The sequence below is a fragment of the Glutamicibacter sp. PAEs-4 genome, from assembly GCF_051161755.1.
GTDB lineage: Bacteria > Actinomycetota > Actinomycetes > Actinomycetales > Micrococcaceae > Glutamicibacter > Glutamicibacter nicotianae.
The window spans coordinates 1,197,052-1,212,053 of record NZ_CP195017.1; the positions used below are offsets into that span (position 1 = coordinate 1,197,052).

14 protein-coding genes and 1 tRNA gene are annotated in these 15,002 nt (G+C 65.5%); 12 read left to right on the forward strand and 3 right to left on the reverse strand.

What is annotated here, in order from left to right; translation table 11 throughout:
* Complete coding sequence (locus tag ACR9WD_RS05635) at nucleotides 1–1,698, reverse strand: sensor histidine kinase (protein ID WP_158024702.1); 1,698 nt, start codon at nucleotides 1,696–1,698, stop codon at nucleotides 1–3.
* A gap of 177 nt (nucleotides 1,699–1,875) precedes the next feature.
* Here ACR9WD_RS05635 and ACR9WD_RS05640 point away from each other — a divergent pair, with 177 nt between their 5' ends.
* A complete protein-coding gene (locus ACR9WD_RS05640; RefSeq protein ID WP_038990332.1) occupies nucleotides 1,876–3,174 on the forward strand; it encodes a cation:dicarboxylate symporter family transporter in 1,299 nt (432 codons plus the stop codon).
* A 128-nt stretch (nucleotides 3,175–3,302) separates the two neighbouring features.
* Nucleotides 3,303–3,746, forward strand: a complete 444-nt coding sequence (locus ACR9WD_RS05645) for a cytidine deaminase (protein ID WP_073707683.1) — start codon at nucleotides 3,303–3,305, stop codon at nucleotides 3,744–3,746.
* A gap of 16 nt (nucleotides 3,747–3,762) precedes the next feature.
* Here the strand turns inward: ACR9WD_RS05645 and ACR9WD_RS05650 are convergent, their stop codons facing one another.
* Together ACR9WD_RS05650 and ACR9WD_RS05655 are read right to left on the reverse strand one after the other, a co-directional pair.
* Nucleotides 3,763–4,113: a VOC family protein gene (locus ACR9WD_RS05650; protein WP_038990335.1), complete on the reverse strand. Its 351-nt coding sequence runs from the start codon at nucleotides 4,111–4,113 to the stop codon at nucleotides 3,763–3,765.
* Nucleotides 4,114–4,231: 118 nt separating this feature from the next.
* Nucleotides 4,232–4,408: a hypothetical protein gene (locus ACR9WD_RS05655; protein ID WP_158024701.1), complete on the reverse strand. Its 177-nt coding sequence runs from the start codon at nucleotides 4,406–4,408 to the stop codon at nucleotides 4,232–4,234.
* Nucleotides 4,409–4,799: 391 nt separating this feature from the next.
* Between ACR9WD_RS05655 and ACR9WD_RS05660 the strand changes: the two genes are divergently transcribed.
* From ACR9WD_RS05660 to abc-f, 10 genes are all read left to right on the forward strand, one after another.
* Nucleotides 4,800–5,696, forward strand: coding sequence for a ParA family protein (locus ACR9WD_RS05660; RefSeq protein WP_038990337.1), 897 nt, complete (start codon nucleotides 4,800–4,802; stop codon nucleotides 5,694–5,696).
* Nucleotides 5,696–6,598, forward strand: coding sequence for a segregation and condensation protein A (locus ACR9WD_RS05665; RefSeq protein ID WP_149596649.1), 903 nt, complete (start codon nucleotides 5,696–5,698; stop codon nucleotides 6,596–6,598). Before ACR9WD_RS05660 ends, ACR9WD_RS05665 begins: the two co-directional genes overlap by 1 nt.
* Nucleotides 6,591–7,181: an SMC-Scp complex subunit ScpB gene (gene scpB / locus ACR9WD_RS05670; protein ID WP_038990339.1), complete on the forward strand. Its 591-nt coding sequence runs from the start codon at nucleotides 6,591–6,593 to the stop codon at nucleotides 7,179–7,181. The genes ACR9WD_RS05665 and scpB overlap by 8 nt, the downstream gene beginning before the upstream one ends.
* A gap of 102 nt (nucleotides 7,182–7,283) precedes the next feature.
* Nucleotides 7,284–8,390: a pseudouridine synthase gene (locus tag ACR9WD_RS05675; protein WP_038990340.1), complete on the forward strand. Its 1,107-nt coding sequence runs from the start codon at nucleotides 7,284–7,286 to the stop codon at nucleotides 8,388–8,390.
* A 3-nt stretch (nucleotides 8,391–8,393) separates the two neighbouring features.
* Entirely contained in the window at nucleotides 8,394–9,494 is a 1,101-nt protein-coding gene (locus ACR9WD_RS05680; protein WP_073707680.1) for a prephenate dehydrogenase, read from the forward strand.
* Nucleotides 9,461–10,171, forward strand: a complete 711-nt coding sequence (cmk, locus tag ACR9WD_RS05685; RefSeq protein ID WP_371737261.1) for a (d)CMP kinase — start codon at nucleotides 9,461–9,463, stop codon at nucleotides 10,169–10,171. Before ACR9WD_RS05680 ends, cmk begins: the two co-directional genes overlap by 34 nt.
* A 65-nt stretch (nucleotides 10,172–10,236) precedes the next feature.
* Complete coding sequence (gene der / locus ACR9WD_RS05690) at nucleotides 10,237–11,769, forward strand: ribosome biogenesis GTPase Der (protein WP_121866508.1); 1,533 nt, start codon at nucleotides 10,237–10,239, stop codon at nucleotides 11,767–11,769.
* A gap of 101 nt (nucleotides 11,770–11,870) precedes the next feature.
* A tRNA-Pro gene (locus ACR9WD_RS05695) sits at nucleotides 11,871–11,947 on the forward strand.
* Between the two features lie 99 nt (nucleotides 11,948–12,046).
* Complete coding sequence (locus ACR9WD_RS05700; RefSeq protein WP_434922896.1) at nucleotides 12,047–12,889, forward strand: PhzF family phenazine biosynthesis protein; 843 nt, start codon at nucleotides 12,047–12,049, stop codon at nucleotides 12,887–12,889.
* 205 nt (nucleotides 12,890–13,094) lie between these two features.
* Nucleotides 13,095–14,801 carry a ribosomal protection-like ABC-F family protein gene (gene abc-f / locus ACR9WD_RS05705; RefSeq protein WP_434922897.1) on the forward strand — a complete coding sequence of 569 codons (1,707 nt, stop codon included), beginning with the start codon at nucleotides 13,095–13,097 and terminating at the stop codon, nucleotides 14,799–14,801.
* Nucleotides 14,802–15,002 lie beyond the last annotated feature (201 nt).

The window sequence follows — 15,002 nt, forward strand, 5'->3', positions numbered from 1 at the left end:
CTAGTCGCTGTTTTTCAGGGGCAGGGTGACGGTGAAGATTGCTCCGGCGTCGTTGTCAACATTCATTGTGCCACCTAGCCGGAGCACCGCCTGCTGCACCAGCGCCAGGCCGAGGCCGCGCGGTTGGCCGCCGGCCTTCGTGCTGACCCCGAAGCGCAGCAGCTGATCGAGGAATTCCGGCTCGATGCCCGGACCCGAATCGGCTACCGAGATGATCAGCTCGTCATCGGCCGCTGCGACTTCCACCCACACCGTCGCGTCCTCGGTGCCGGCCGAGGCGTCCAGCGCGTTATCCAGCAGGTTGCCGACGATCGTGACGATATCGGTGGCGGCGAACGCGTCGCTCGGGATCTGTCCTTGCGTGTTGATATCGAGCTGCACGCCGCGCTCGTTCGCCTGGGCGGCCTTGGCCACCAGCAGGCTGGAGAGGTAGACGTCGTCGATGGAATGCACAATCGCATCGGTGAGCTTCTGCGAGTGCTGGCGGTCATCGACCGCGAAAGCCAGCGCCTTGCCGCTCTGCCCATTTTCGATCAGCGTGGCAATGGTGTGCAGGCGGTTGGCATGCTCATGGGTCTGCGCTCGCAGGGCGGTGGAGAAGGTCTTCAGCGACTGCACCTCGCCGGCCAGCTCCTGCACTTCGGTCAGATCGCGCAGCGTCATGACCTGGCCGGTCAGCGGCTGGGAACGGAACCAGCGCACCGGCAGCCCGCCGCGCCGGGGCAGGCGCGCGTTGGTCAGGCGGGCCGGCCCCTGGGAGATGGACAGCACCGTGCGGGCGCCCAAATGGATCTCGTCCTTGCAGCTGCGCCCGGTCGCCATCAGGGTGCGCAGGGTTTCGGGGATCTGCACCTGGTCGAGATCCAACCCGCCGGGAGGGACTTCTTCGGGGAAGCCGAGCAATCGGGCCGCTTCCTGGTTATAGAGCACGATGCGGTGCCGCCGATCCAGCAGCACCAGGCCTTCGCGCACCGAATGCAGCGCGGAGAAATAGAAAGCGTAGAGCCGGCGCAACCCGTGCGGGCCGAAGCCCAGCGTGGCCTGGTTGACGTAGCGGGAAAAGGACCATGAGCTGAAGCCGGCCAGCAGCAGGGCCAGCGCCGACACGGCCAGGATCTGCGGCAGCTCGCTGCGGTAGATCGACTGCAGGCTTTCCAGCGTGATGCCAGTGGCGACCATGCCCACCAGCTTGCCATCGTGGTACACCGGGGCGATGGTGCGCACCGAAAGCCCTAGGGTGCCCAAGGCGACCTCGTTGTAGGTTTGGCCGGCCTGCGCCTGGCGGATGCTTCCCGAATAAGGCTTGCCCAGCTGCGCGGGATTGGGGTGGGTGACGCGCAGGGCTTCGGCGGTCATGATCGTGATGAAATCCACGCCCTGCCCGCGGTCCAGGATCTTGTTGGTGTAGGGCTGCAGCAGCTCGGTGGGGTTCTCGCCGGCCAGCGCTTCGGCCACGAAGGGGTCGTTGGCCAGGGTGATGGAGATCGCGGCCACCGTGGCCTGCTTGTCGTCCTGGATCACCTGCGCCTGGTGCTGGTAGGTGGCGACGGCCAGGCCCACGACAACGAGGATGACCACCATCATCTGCGCCGCGAAGATGACGACCGCCAGGGACCAGCCGTCGCGGCTCAGCGGGGCGGGGGAAGCGGTGTTGCCAGCGCGCCGGGCCAGCGACAGGTCGGTGAAATGATCGGTCACTGCGCGCATCTCCTCGTGCTGGTTGCTCCTGGCAGGCCCACCGCGTGACCAATATGAACGCAATGGAGATGCGGATCACTTTGCGCCGCACCATGGATACAGAACGATTCTACGTAATGCCGGCCGCGCAAGGGTGCGCCGTCCGGTTCCACACGCACACGAGGGTAGGACCACGCAATGGCTGTCACAGACCAGATGACGCCGGCAGGCAATTCGCCGCAGGCCGGAACGAAGAAGAAGGACAAGACCCACTGGCTGTACATCATGGTGATTGCCGCCGTGGTGCTCGGCGCAGCGGTCGGCCTGATGGCCCCGGATCTCGGCAAGGCGCTCAAGCCGCTGGGCACCGGATTCGTCGCGCTGATCAAGATGCTGATCGCACCGGTCATCTTCTGCACCATCGTGCTGGGGGTCGGCTCCATCGCCAAGGCGGCGACCGTCGGCAAGGTCGGCGGCCTGGCGCTGCTGTACTTCATTACCATGTCCACCTTCGCGCTGGCCATCGGCCTGGTCGTGGGCAACATCATCCACCCGGGTTCGGGCCTGCAGCTCGAACCGTATGAGTCTGGCGCCAAGGGCGAAGAGAACTCCACCGTGGCCTTCTTGCTGGACATGATTCCGGGCGACATCCCCGTGCTGCCGACCCTGGTGCTGGCGCTGCTGGTAGGCTTCGCGCTGCAGTCCATGGGCAAGAGTGGCGAACCGGTGCTCAACGGCATCAAGCACATCCAGGCCGTGGTCTTCCGCCTGATGATGATGATCATGTGGGCTGCCCCGATCGGCGCGTTCGGTGCCATCGCCGCAGTGGTCGGTGCCACCGGCTGGGCCGCCATCGGCTCGATGGCGATCCTCATGGGTGCCTTCTACGTCACCTGCGCGCTGTTCATTGTCGTCATCCTGGGCAGCCTGCTGCGCCTGGTCACCGGCCTGAACATCTTCCTGCTGCTGAAGTACCTGGCTCGCGAGTACCTGCTGATCTTCTCCACCTCTTCCTCCGAGTCGGCGCTGCCGCGCCTGATCGCCAAGATGGAGCACGCTGGCGTGTCCAAGCCGGTTGTCGGCATCACCGTGCCGACCGGCTACTCCTTCAACCTCGATGGCACCGCCATCTACCTGACCATGGCTGCCCTGTTCGTTTCCACCGCCATGGGCATGCCGATGAGCCTGGGCGAACAGGTCGGCCTTCTGGTCTTCATGATCATCGCTTCCAAGGGCGCCGCCGGCGTGACCGGCGCCGGCCTGGCAACCCTGGCTGCAGGCCTGCAGTCGCACCGTCCGGAGCTGCTGGACGGCATGGGCGTGATCGTGGGCATTGACAAGTTCATGTCCGAGGCCCGCGCGCTGACCAACTTCACCGGCAATGCCGTGGCAACGCTGCTGATCGGCAAGTGGACCAAGGAAATCGACATGGACCAGGCCCAGGCAGTGCTGGCCGGCAACCGTCCATTCGACGAGAACAGCGTCGAAGGACACTAGTCCGCCAGGCCCTTAGCCAGGAATCCGTTATCCGACATGCTCGGGTAGCGGATTTTCTGCGTTGTGGCGCTTTCGGCAGACAGGCCCAAGCGTCGCGGCTGCGAGACGCATGCAGCTAGGCTGGAGCCATGAAATCAACACCGCACGAGCTGCACTGCCGTGAACTGGCAGAAGCCGAAGTAGAACTGGTTGAGCTGGCCCGGCGAACCATCGAGGCGGTGACCGACGCGCCCTATGGCGGCGACGGGATGCACACCATGGGGGCCGGTGTGCTTGCTGCCGATGGCACGATGCACGCAGGAGTGAATTTCTGCCATTTCACCGGAGGCCCGTGCGCAGAGCTGGTGGCCCTGGGAGCCGCTCGCGCAGCCGGGGCGGTGGATCCGCAGGTGGTGGTCGCGGTGGGCAATCAGGGGCGCGGAATCAAGAACCCGTGCGGTCGGTGCCGGCAGGTGATGGCCGACAGCTATCCGCGGCTTCGGGTCATTGTCCAGACCCCGGCCGGGGCGCGCAGCATCGCGATCGGTGAACTGCTGCCATGGTCCTTCGATTGGGTGGCCGAGCAGGCCTGAGCACCTGGGGCCAGGCTCAGCGCGAAAGTCCCACCAGGGGAGAGGCGAGCACCACCCGGTTGCCGTCGGGGTCCTGAAGCTGCAAGATCCGTGCCCCGCCGCCGGGCTGCGGGCCCTGGTGCTCGATGCCTGAGGCGAACAGGCGTTCGGCCTGGGCATCCAGGTCGGCGACTTCCAGGACCACTGTGCTGTGCCCTGCGCGTTCAGGGTCCGCGAAGACCTGGACGCCGAAGCCCGGGGCCAGATGCCATTCGATCAGCCCGTCCATGGGCCGCGCATCCGGCGCCCTGCCGAAGACCCGGGCATACCAGTTCTCCGCCCGAGCCGCATCGGACACCGTGCAATTGCCGAGCATTCCCGTGAACATCGCCCTCGCCCCTTTGGCCGCCAGATACCAGCGCGTGTTCATCCATTCGACCACTGCCGGGTACCAGGTTCAAGAACCCTTGGGTGATGGCCAGCGAATGTCCGGACTGGGCGCCGGATCAGCGGCCGCTCGAGGCGAGCAGCCGCTGCAGGCGCGGGCCGAAACGGACCTCGTGCTCCAGCTTCACCAGCTCCTCGGCGGGCTCCTGGATCTGCTGGGCGGCCAGCAGGGAGGCGATGTACTCCCAGTAATCGTGCAGCGCCTCGGCCTGCGTCCGCCCCCGGCGCCGGCTCATCCGGGCCCACCATAGCCAGTGCGGTGTCGCGGATTTCCTCCGGTCTCGCCTGCTGCCACTGCGCGCTCGTAAAGAACCCGCGGTCATCGAGCAGCACGATGCATTTCCCGTCTTCCGGCTGGGCCTGGAAGAGCACGCCGACGCTGACCTGCGTGCTGCCCGGCTCGGCTTCGGCCAGGCTGGGGAACTTGGCAATCGCCTTCATCGCTGCCTTTCGGTTAATGCCAGTTGGCATTCAGCTCGCATACAACATTAGAGCTAAGGTTCAAGGTAAAGGCTCGCCGTGAAAGAGCCCAAAAAACCAAGATCTTTTGCTTCGGCCGATAACCTTGGAATGAGCTTACAGCTCGAGGAATCAGGTTTATCGAACGGGAAGTGTGGTTTACCCATCGTGAGCGAGGAACAGGGAAATAAGCACCGCGGAGCGGGGATGCTCAAGGAGCCTCGTCCGGTGGGTCCAACTGGCAAGCCATTGACAGATTTCCCCGTGCCAGCACCGCTGCCTTCGCACGGCCCGGCACGCGTGATCGCCATGGTGAACCAGAAGGGCGGCGTCGGCAAGACCACCTCCACGATCAACCTCGCTGCCGCGCTCGCCGAGTACGGCCGCAAGGTGCTGCTGGTGGACTTCGACCCGCAGGGCGCGCTGTCCGCGGGCTTCGGAACCAACCCGCACGAAATGGACATCACCGTCTACAACGTGCTGATGGACCGCAAGGTCAAGATCACCGACGCGATTGTGAAGACCGACGTCGAGAACATCGATCTGCTGCCGGCCAACATCGATTTGTCCGCCGCCGAGGTGCAGCTGGTCAACGAGGTCGCCCGCGAGCAGGTGCTCGAACGCGCGCTGCGCCACGTCATCGACGATTACGATGTGGTGCTCATCGACTGCCAGCCATCCTTGGGCCTGCTGACCATCAACGCGCTGACCGCCGCCCACGGCGTGATCATCCCGCTGACCGCAGAGTTCTTCGCGCTGCGTGCGGTGGCCCTGCTGATGGAAACCATCGACAAGGTCAAGGACCGGCTGAACCAGGTGCTGGAGCTGGACGGCGTGGTGGCCACCATGTACGACGCGCGCACCCTGCACAGCCGCGAGGTCATCACCCGGCTGGATGAGGCCTTCGGCGACAAGCTCTTCGAAACCGTGATCAAGCGCACCATCAAGTTCGCCGACGCGAACGTGGCCGCCGAACCGATAACTTCCTACGCGGCCAACCACCCGGGTGCCGAGGCGTACCGCAACCTCGCCCGCGAACTGATTTGGCGTGGTGGTGCCCCGTAATGAGCGCCACGCTCAGCGAGGAAACCGCCACCGAATCCACGACGCCAGCTGAAGCTGGGCAGGAATCGGCTGGCGGTTTTCGCCTTGCCCTGCAGAACTTCAACGGGCCCTTCGATGTGCTGCTGCACCTGATCACCAAGCGCGAGCTGGATATCACCGAGGTCGCACTGGCCGAGGTCACCGACGAATTCATCGCCTACCTGCGCGAACTGCAGGCTGCCAGCGCAGAAAGCGGCAGCGACGGGATGAAGGTGCTCGACGAGACCACCGAATTCCTCGTGGTCGCCTCCACGCTGCTGGATCTGAAGGCTGCCCGGCTGCTGCCGCGCGGCGAAATGGCCGACGGGGAGGACTTCGAGCTGCTCGAAGCCCGCGACCTGCTGTTCGCCCGCCTGCTGCAGTACAAGGCTTTCAAGCAGGCCGCCGAATTCCTGGGCGAACGCTACACCGCCGAGGGTGCCCGGCATCCCCGCGAGGTCTCGCTGGAACCGCAGTTCGCCGCCCTGCTGCCGGAACTGGTGTTCACCATCGGGCCCGACGCGCTGGCCGCGATGGCTGCCAAGGCGCTGGCGCCGAAGCCCGAACCTGCCACCGAGGTCGGGATCGGGCACCTGCACGGGGCGAATGTCACGATCGCCGAGGAAGCCGAGTCGATCACCGCCCTGCTCGAAGCCCGCGGCACGCTGGCCTTCACCGAGCTGGTCGCGGACGCGCCGGCGCAGCTGGTGGTGGTCGTGCGTTTTCTGGCATTGTTGGAGATGTTCAGGCAGAAAGCCATCAGCTTTGCGCAACAAGATCCGCTCGGGCCGCTGCTGATCTCGCTGATCCAGGAATCGAGCTTCGATGCGCAGGCGGTGCAAGACGACTACGAGGGGAGTGGTGGTGAGGTGAATCATGAGTGAGATTGCACCCATTGACCGGCTGCCGGGGGGCCTGGAATCGGGTCTTGAAGCGGTGCTGATGGTCGCCGATATCCCCGTATCCTCGGCGCGTTTGGCCGAAATCTTCGAGGTGCCCACGGCCAGGGTTGCCGCCGCTTTGGAGAATCTTGCTTCCGAGTATGATGGTAAGGATCGCCCGCGCGGATTTGAACTGCGTCGCGTCGCCTCCGGGTGGCGCTTCTATTCGCGGGCCGATTACGCCGATTTCGTCTCCAGTTATGTGCTCGACGGGCAGACAGCACGCCTGTCGCAGGCCGCCCTAGAAACCCTGGCTGTCATCGCTTACCGACAGCCGGTCTCGCGTGGACGTATTTCGGCGATTCGAGGTGTCAACGTCGATTCAGTGGTGCGCACGCTGCTCACCCGCGGATTGATCACGGAGTATCCGGAAGTCGGGGATGGCGGAGCGACGCTGTACCAAACCACCGAATACTTCCTGGAACGACTGGGACTGGGCTCGCTTGATGAGTTGCCTGCGCTGTCCCCGTATCTTCCCGGGGTGGCCGATCTCGAATCGCTCGATTCGGCAACCTACGACGACTAGGTAGCTGCCAGCCGGCAGCTACACCGGACCAACCACGCGTGAAGCCGATGCCACTGGCGGGCTCGCGCAGCGAACACGTAACAGCAAGGGACACAGGCAAGCATGAGCAGGGGATCCTCCTCCGGCCGCGGCGAACGCGGCGGCAATTCAAACTTCGGCGGCAAGCCAGCAGGCGGCCGCAACAGCAACGGCGGCAAATCCGGGGGCAAGTCCTACGGCAAGCCAGGTGGCGCTGGCCGCACCGGCGGCAAGTCCTTCGGCGAGAAGCCGTACGGCAAGTCGTCCTCCGGCAAGCCGGGCGAGAAGTCGAACCCGGCCAAGCGCAACACTTCGGCAGCGCGCAAGAACTCCGAGCGGGCTTTCGGCAAGGAACGCTTCGGCAACTCCGTGCCGAACAACTACGCACGCCCGACCCAGCGCGCCCGCGCCCAGGCCCGTGCCGAGAACCAAGCGGCCCGCGAGATCAACGGGGAGCAGCAGGATGGCATCCGCCTGCAGAAGGCCATGGCCAACGCCGGGGTGGCATCGCGCCGCGTCTGCGAGGAGATGATCCTCGAAGGCCGCGTCGAGGTCAACGGCAACCTCGTCGTCGAGCTGGGCACCCGCGTGGACCCGGACAAGGACCGCATCCACGTCGATGGCATGCGCATCCAGACGAACCAGGCCAACCGCTACTTCGTCTTCAACAAGCCGAAGCACGTGATGTGCACGATGGACGACCCGGAAGGCCGGCGCACCATCGCCGACTACTTCAAGAACGAGCACAAGTCGCTGCGCCTGTTCCACGTCGGCCGCCTGGACTACAAGACCGAAGGCGTGCTGATCCTGACCAACGACGGCGAGCTGGCCAACCGCCTGCAGCACCCGAAGTACGAGGTCCCGAAGACCTACCTGGTGCAGATCCCCGGCCCGCTGCCGCGCGCGGTGAGCAACCAGCTGCGCGAGGGCATCAAGCTCGAAGACGGCTGGATCAAGGTCGATGACCTGAAGATCATCGCCACCACCCCGAAGCACGTGATGGTCGAGGTGACCCTGCACTCGGGCCGCAACCGCATCGTGCGCCGCATGTTCGACGCCGTGGGCCACCCGGTCCAGCGCCTGGTGCGCGTCGCAGTGGGCCCGGTGCAGCTGGGTGACCAGAAGCAGGGCACCATCCGCTCCCTGGGCAACCAGGAAGTCGGGCACCTCATGGCCATGGTGGGGATGTAGCTGATGGCCGCCTCGCACCTCGCAGGCCCGGTGCTGGTCATCGGCACCGGCTTGCTGGGCACCTCTGTGGGACTGGGACTGCGCGCCAAGGGCGTGCACGTCTACCTGTCGGATATTTCGCCGACCGCGGCCGGGGTTGCCCAGGACATCGGCGCCGGCGTGCTGCTGGATAACCAGCAGATCGCCCCCGAGCTGGTAGTGATCGGCGCTCCGCCGGATGTCACCGCCGCGCTGGTCGGCGATGCGCTGCTGGCCTACCCGAACGCCACGGTGGTGGACATCGCCAGCGTCAAGGGCTCGATCCTGGCCGGCGTGCTGGCCGATACGCGGCTGGGCGAGGCCGAGAGATCCCGCTATGTGGGGACGCACCCGATGGCCGGCCGCGAGAAATCCGGCCCGGCCGCTGCCCGCGGCGAGCTGTTCACCTCCATGCCGTGGGTCATCTGCGCCCACGAAGGGGCGCAGGCCTCGCGCGTGAAGGCCGCCGAATCCCTGGCCATCGACCTGGGCGCGACCATGCACCGGATGAGCGTCACCGAGCATGACGAATCCGTCGCGCTGATCAGCCACTTCCCGCAGGCGGCCAGCTCGATGATCGCCTCGCGCCTGCTGAACGCCGAAAGCCACCAGCTGGCCCTGGCCGGCAACGGGCTGCGCGACACCACGCGCATCGCGGCCAGCGACGAGAAGCTCTGGATCCAGATCTTCTCGCACAACGCCGACGCGCTGGTGCCGATCCTGACCGGGATGAAGGAAGACCTGGACCGGCTGATCAACACGCTGCGCAACCCGCAAGGGGCCGGCGCGCTGCTGGACCTCTCGCAGCTGATGACCGAAGGCAACGCCGGGCGTGCCCGGATCCCGGGCAAGCACGGCGCACCGCCGCAGGCCTTCGCCCTGGTGACCGTCGTGATCGACGACCGCCCGGGGCAGATCGCCCAGCTGCTTACCGAAATCGGCGATGCGCAGATCAATATCGAGGATTTGCGCATGGAGCACTCCGCCGGCCACCAGGTCGGCATGGTGGATGTTTCGGTCGTGCCCGGCCGGCGCGATGAACTGATCGACGTATTGACCAAGAACGGATGGAAAGTAGCCCAGTGAGCACCTTGAACAACGACAAGCTTGTTATTGCCATCGACGGCCCCAGCGGCTCCGGCAAGTCCTCGGTCTCCAAGGCCGTCGCCCGCAAGCTGGGCGCGGCCTACCTGGATACCGGTGCCATGTACCGCGCGATCACCTACTCGGTGCTCGCCGACGGCACCGACCTGGCCAACGCAGACGCCGTGGCCCAGGCAGTGCGCGATGCGAAGCTGTCCATCTCGGTTGATCCGGATGCCGAACTGGTCGAAATCGGCGGGGTGGATGTGACCGCGGCGATCCGCGAACCGCGCATCTCCGAGCAGGTCTCCACCGTGGCCACCAACCTGGACGCGCGAGCCGAACTGGTCCGCCGCCAGCAGGAGATCATCGCCGCCAACGCCCGCATCGTGGCCGAAGGCCGCGACATCACCACCGTGGTCGCCCCGGATGCCGATGCGCGCATCCTGCTGACTGCTTCGGAGGAAGCCCGACTGCGCCGCCGCGGCCTGCAGCTGGGCGGAACCCAGAACGACGCGCAGCTGGCCACCCAGGTGCTGGCGCGCGATGCGAAGGACTCCACCGTGGTGAACTTCACCCAGGCCGCCGACGGGGTCATGACCGTTGACTCCTCGGAGCTGGATTTCGAGCAGACCATCGACGCGGTGCTTGACGCCATCAGCACCGCAACGAAAAACTAGCCTCAAGCTGGTGCCCATCCTCGGCGAGAGCCGATGAAGATTACGATCGCTGTGAAGGGAAAATCATGAGCGAGAACAACTCCACCCACGACGAGGAATACATCCCCGTTGGAGACGACGATATCGCCGAGCGCCTGGCCGAACTGAGCGAGGAAGAGGCCGACGTCCGCGCCAAGGCCCTGCTCAGCGGACTGGAAGACTACGAACTGGACGACGAGGACTCGGCCCTGCTGGCAGGCCTGGACCACTTCGACGACGACGATGAAGACGTCGTCATTCCACCGGTCCTGGCTGTCATCGGACGCCCCAACGTGGGCAAGTCCACCCTGGTCAACCGCATCCTCGGCCGCCGCGAAGCGGTCGTGGAGGACACCCCGGGCGTCACCCGCGACCGCGTGTCCTACTCCGCCGAGTGGATGGGACGCCCATTCACCATCGTGGACACCGGCGGCTGGGAGCACGATGCCAAGGGCATCCACGCCTCGGTGGCCGACCAGGCGGAAATCGCCGCCGACGTCGCCGACGCCATCCTCTTCGTGGTCGACTCCCATGTGGGGGCCACCGCCACCGACGAGGCCGTGGTGAAGATGCTGCGCAAGAAGGGCAAGCCGGTCTTCCTGGTGGCCAACAAGGTCGACGACTTCAACCAGGAAGCCGAAGCCGCCGTGCTCTGGGGCCTGGGCTTCGGCCAGCCCTGGCCGGTCTCGGCCCTGCACGGCCGCGGCACCGCCGACCTGCTGGACGCGGTCATGGAGAAGCTGCCGGAGCATTCGGCGTTTGGCGGCATGATCCCCTCGGGCGGTCCGCGCCGCATCGCGCTGATCGGCCGCCCGAACGTGGGCAAGTCCTCGCTGCTGAACAAGGTGGCCGGTTCCGAGCGGGTGGTGGTCGACGACTACGCCGGCACCACACGCGACCCGGTGGACGAACTGGTTGAGCTGGGCGGCGAAGTCTGGCGCTTCGTGGATACCGCAGGCATCCGCCGCCGCCAGCACATGGCCGTCGGCTCGGACTACTACGCGTCGCTGCGCACCCAGACCGCGCTGGAAAAGGCCGAGGTTGCAGTGATCCTGCTGGCCGCCAACGAGACCATTTCCGAGCAGGACGTGCGCATCATCCAGCTGGCCATCGAGGCCGGCCGCGCGATGGTCATCGTCTACAACAAGTGGGATGAGGTGGACGAGGACCGCCGCTACTACCTTGAGCAGGAGATCGAACGCGACCTCGCGCACATCGAATGGGCCCCGCGAGTGAACATCTCGGCGAAGACCGGCTGGCACAAGGACAAGCTCGTTCCCGCGCTGAATACCGCGCTGGAATCCTGGGACAAGCGCATCCCGACCGGCAAGCTGAATGCCTTCCTGGGCGAGCTTGTCGCGGCCCACCCGCACCCGGTGCGCGGCGGCAAGCAGCCACGCATCCTGTTCGGCACCCAGGCCTCGGCCCGCCCGCCGCGCTTCGTGCTGTTCACCACCGGCTTCCTGGATCCGGGCTACCGCCGCTTCATCACCCGCCGGCTGCGCGAAACCTTCGGTTTCGAGGGCAGCCCGATCGAAGTTTCGATGCGAATCCGCGAACGCCGCGGGCGCAATCGCTAAATTTCGAATTTAGCCCTTCACTTGGTGTAGGCTAATGGAGGAGCTTTTCGCAGACGGCACCCTTGGTTCTCACGACTTGGGGATAACGGCTGCGAGGGCATCGGGCTATGGCGCAGCTTGGTAGCGCGCCTCACTGGGGGTGAGGAGGCCGTGGGTTCAAATCCCGCTAGCCCGACCAACCGATCGGAAAACCCCGTCGAGATGACTTCTCGGCGGGGTTTTGCCGTGCCCGCCGGCAATTGCGCATCCCGCGCCTGAACATACGGAGGATGGTCCAATGCAACGCAGATTCCAGCAGGTCGATGTCTTCAGCACCGTCCCGTACAAGGGCAACCCCTTGGGTGTGGTGCTCGATGGCGACGGGCTGGAGGACGAAGCGATGCGCAACTATTCGCTGTGGTCCAACCTCTCGGAGGCCACCTTCATCCTGCCGGCACGCCACATGCAGGCCGACTACCGGTTCCGGATCTTCGCCCGCGACCGCGAATACCCGTTTGCCGGCCACCCGGCCCTGGGCACTGCACGCGCCTGGCTGCAGGCCGGGGGAGTGCCGCGCGACCCGAAGCAGCTGATCGCCGAATGCGGTGCCGGGCTGGTGCCGATCAGGATCGACGGCGAGCTGCTGTCCTTCGCCTCGCCGCCGGCGACGCGCACCGGCGCGATCGGGCAGCAGGAACTGGCGGAAATGCTGCAGATCCTGGGCATCGGCACGGAGCAGGTGGTGGACGCGCAATGGGTGGACAACGGCCCAGGCTGGGCCGCTATCCTGCTGCAGGATGCGCAGCAGGTCCTGGAGATCTCGGCGCAGGCTCCGCAGCGGTTCGGCCGCTGGAAGATCGGGGTCCTTGGCGCGTTGCCACCCAGTACGCCAGGCGGGGGCTTCGAGGTGAGGGCGCTGACCATCGAAAACGGCGCAGTGCGCGAGGATCCGGTCACCGGGAGCCTGAATGGCGCGGCCGCGCAATGGCTGATCGACGCCGGGCATGCCGCCGCGCCGCTGGTCAACCGGCAGGGCGCCAAGGCGGGACGCGATGGAGAAGTGCATTTGGAGATGGCCGACGGGCAGCTCTGGGTGGGCGGAGCCACGAATGTGCTCATCGAAGGCAATATCGATCTCTAGCCGCACGAGCCTTGCCAGCACCGAACCCAGAGCATTAGCCTTGGACGATGGGCACGATAATTCTTGGGATCCATTTCCTCTAGGCGCCAGCCAGCGTTGAGCTCTGCTTCGCTGCCGCCAAGTCCTCGGCACCTGCGAGTGCCTCCAACCACCAGCACCGAAGCCTGCTCCGGCGGGCGGAACCGGTGCGAGGCAGGAATGACCCATGACCCACTCCCGGAATGTGCGCCCCTCCGATCGGCGCGAACAAGACACCGAACCGGATTACGTCTGCTTGTTGCAGGACATCGCGGTCAGCTTCGGCGAACGAGATGTCCTCGCCGGCATCGAACTGTCCATTTCCGCTACCGATCGCATCGCCGTGCTTGGCGATAATGGTTCGGGCAAATCTACGCTGATGCGTGTCATCGCCGGAAATCTGGCACCCGACCGCGGGCAGCGCACGATGAACGCGCCCGGCGCCGTGGCCTATGCGGCGCAGAACCCGCGCTTCGCGCAAGCGATGAGCGTGCAGCAGGTGATCGACTCCTACCACCAGCGCTTCCGCGAACTGGAAACCTTGATGCGCGTCATATCCAATAGGCTCGACGATGCCCCGGAGGATCAGGCCCAACGGCTCCTGCAGCAGCTGCAGAAAGTTACCGATCTGTACGAAGCCGCCGACGGCTATTCGCTGGCGCCACGCCTGGACAGCGCGCTGGAGCAGCTGGGGCTGGGGCAGATGGACCGGCAACGACCCGTTGCGCAGCTATCTGGCGGGCAATCCTCGCGACTCGCCCTGGCCTGCGTGCTGTGCTCCGGTGCGCAATTGCTTCTGCTGGATGAACCGACGAACGACCTTGACGAGACAGCCATGAACTGGCTGGAGCGGACCATCGACAAGCACCGCGGCGCCCTGGTGCTGATCAGCCACGACCGGATGTTCCTCAAGCGCTTCGCCCGGTCCATCATCGAGGTCAGCGATGGCCAGCTCGCGCACTACGGCAACGGCTATGACGGTTACCTGCATGCCAAGGAGCAGGAGAGAACCGCAATCCGCGTGGCTTATGAGAATTGGGTCCAGGAGTATGAGCGTTCGCAGAATCTGGTCGACAAGTACGCTTCGCGCGTTGCCGCCATCCCGCGCAAGCAGGAGAAGGCAGGTTTCGGGCACGGCAATTTCCGTGCCCGCGATTCCAGCCACGGCTCGACTTCGAAGATTCGCCAAGCCAAGTCGCGTATCGAGGAACTCGAAACCCACCGTGCCCCTGAGCCTGCCGCCGAATTGGCATTCGCCATGCCTAGCGGCGGCGAAGGCCAGCACAGCGGTGAAACCCTGCTGAAGGTGATGAACGCGCAGCGCAGCATCGCGCCGAAACTGTCCACCGGCAGCTTCGAAATCAAGCTCGGTGAACGTTGGCTGGTCACCGGCTCCAACGGCGCTGGCAAATCTACGTTGCTGAAGATGCTTGCCGGCGAACTGGAATGCACCGCGGGGCGGATCGAGCGCGCTGCTCACCTGCACTGCGCTTGGCTGCGCCAGGACATCGGGATCCTTCCCGGCGACAGCCTGATCGAAGCTTTCGCCTCGGCCACCAGCCAGTACGTCCAGGATGCTGGTGCGTCCTTGGCCAAGCTTGGCTTGTTTGCGCCGCAGGATTTCCAGCGGCATCCCATGGCGCTGTCGGTGGGCCAGCGCCGCCGCTTGGAACTGGCCGTTGCGGTCAGCACCAAGGCGCAGGTGCTGCTTCTCGACGAGCCGACAAACCATCTTTCCCCGGCCCTGGTCGAGCAGCTGGAAGCCGCACTGGTGGATTACCCGGGCACCGTGATCACGGTGAGCCATGACCGGCGATGGCAGCAGAAAATGCGCGAGCACGCGGTAGTGCATCGCCTCTCAGTCTCAGCCGGACACGTCGAGCTGGTTAAGTAGCCCTCTGCCAGCCAGCAACTGCCACTCAAGCCGCCGTTTCGATTCTCCGGTTCGCGGCCCGAACCGCCGACGAACGTGCCGCGGGGTGGGCACGGCTCAGCTGCAATCCAATTCATCCGCTGCTTGCTGCCAGCTGCACAGTCCCGGCTCCCGGGTGGTCTGCGCAAAGGCCAGCAGCGCACCGAGCGCTCAAGTGCAGTT

Coding starts and splice junctions, on each gene's coding strand:
- ACR9WD_RS05640 (WP_038990332.1), top strand. CDS start 1,876: ATGGCTGTCACAGACCAGATGACGCCGGCAGGCAATTCGCCGCAGGCC.
- ACR9WD_RS05645 (WP_073707683.1), top strand. CDS start 3,303: ATGAAATCAACACCGCACGAGCTGCACTGCCGTGAACTGGCAGAAGCC.
- ACR9WD_RS05650 (WP_038990335.1), bottom strand. CDS start 4,113: ATGTTCACGGGAATGCTCGGCAATTGCACGGTGTCCGATGCGGCTCGG.
- ACR9WD_RS05655 (WP_158024701.1), bottom strand. CDS start 4,408: ATGAGCCGGCGCCGGGGGCGGACGCAGGCCGAGGCGCTGCACGATTAC.
- ACR9WD_RS05665 (WP_149596649.1), top strand. CDS start 5,696: ATGAGCGCCACGCTCAGCGAGGAAACCGCCACCGAATCCACGACGCCA.
- scpB (WP_038990339.1), top strand. CDS start 6,591: ATGAGTGAGATTGCACCCATTGACCGGCTGCCGGGGGGCCTGGAATCG.
- ACR9WD_RS05675 (WP_038990340.1), top strand. CDS start 7,284: ATGAGCAGGGGATCCTCCTCCGGCCGCGGCGAACGCGGCGGCAATTCA.
- ACR9WD_RS05680 (WP_073707680.1), top strand. CDS start 8,394: ATGGCCGCCTCGCACCTCGCAGGCCCGGTGCTGGTCATCGGCACCGGC.
- der (WP_121866508.1), top strand. CDS start 10,237: ATGAGCGAGAACAACTCCACCCACGACGAGGAATACATCCCCGTTGGA.
- ACR9WD_RS05700 (WP_434922896.1), top strand. CDS start 12,047: ATGCAACGCAGATTCCAGCAGGTCGATGTCTTCAGCACCGTCCCGTAC.
- abc-f (WP_434922897.1), top strand. CDS start 13,095: ATGACCCACTCCCGGAATGTGCGCCCCTCCGATCGGCGCGAACAAGAC.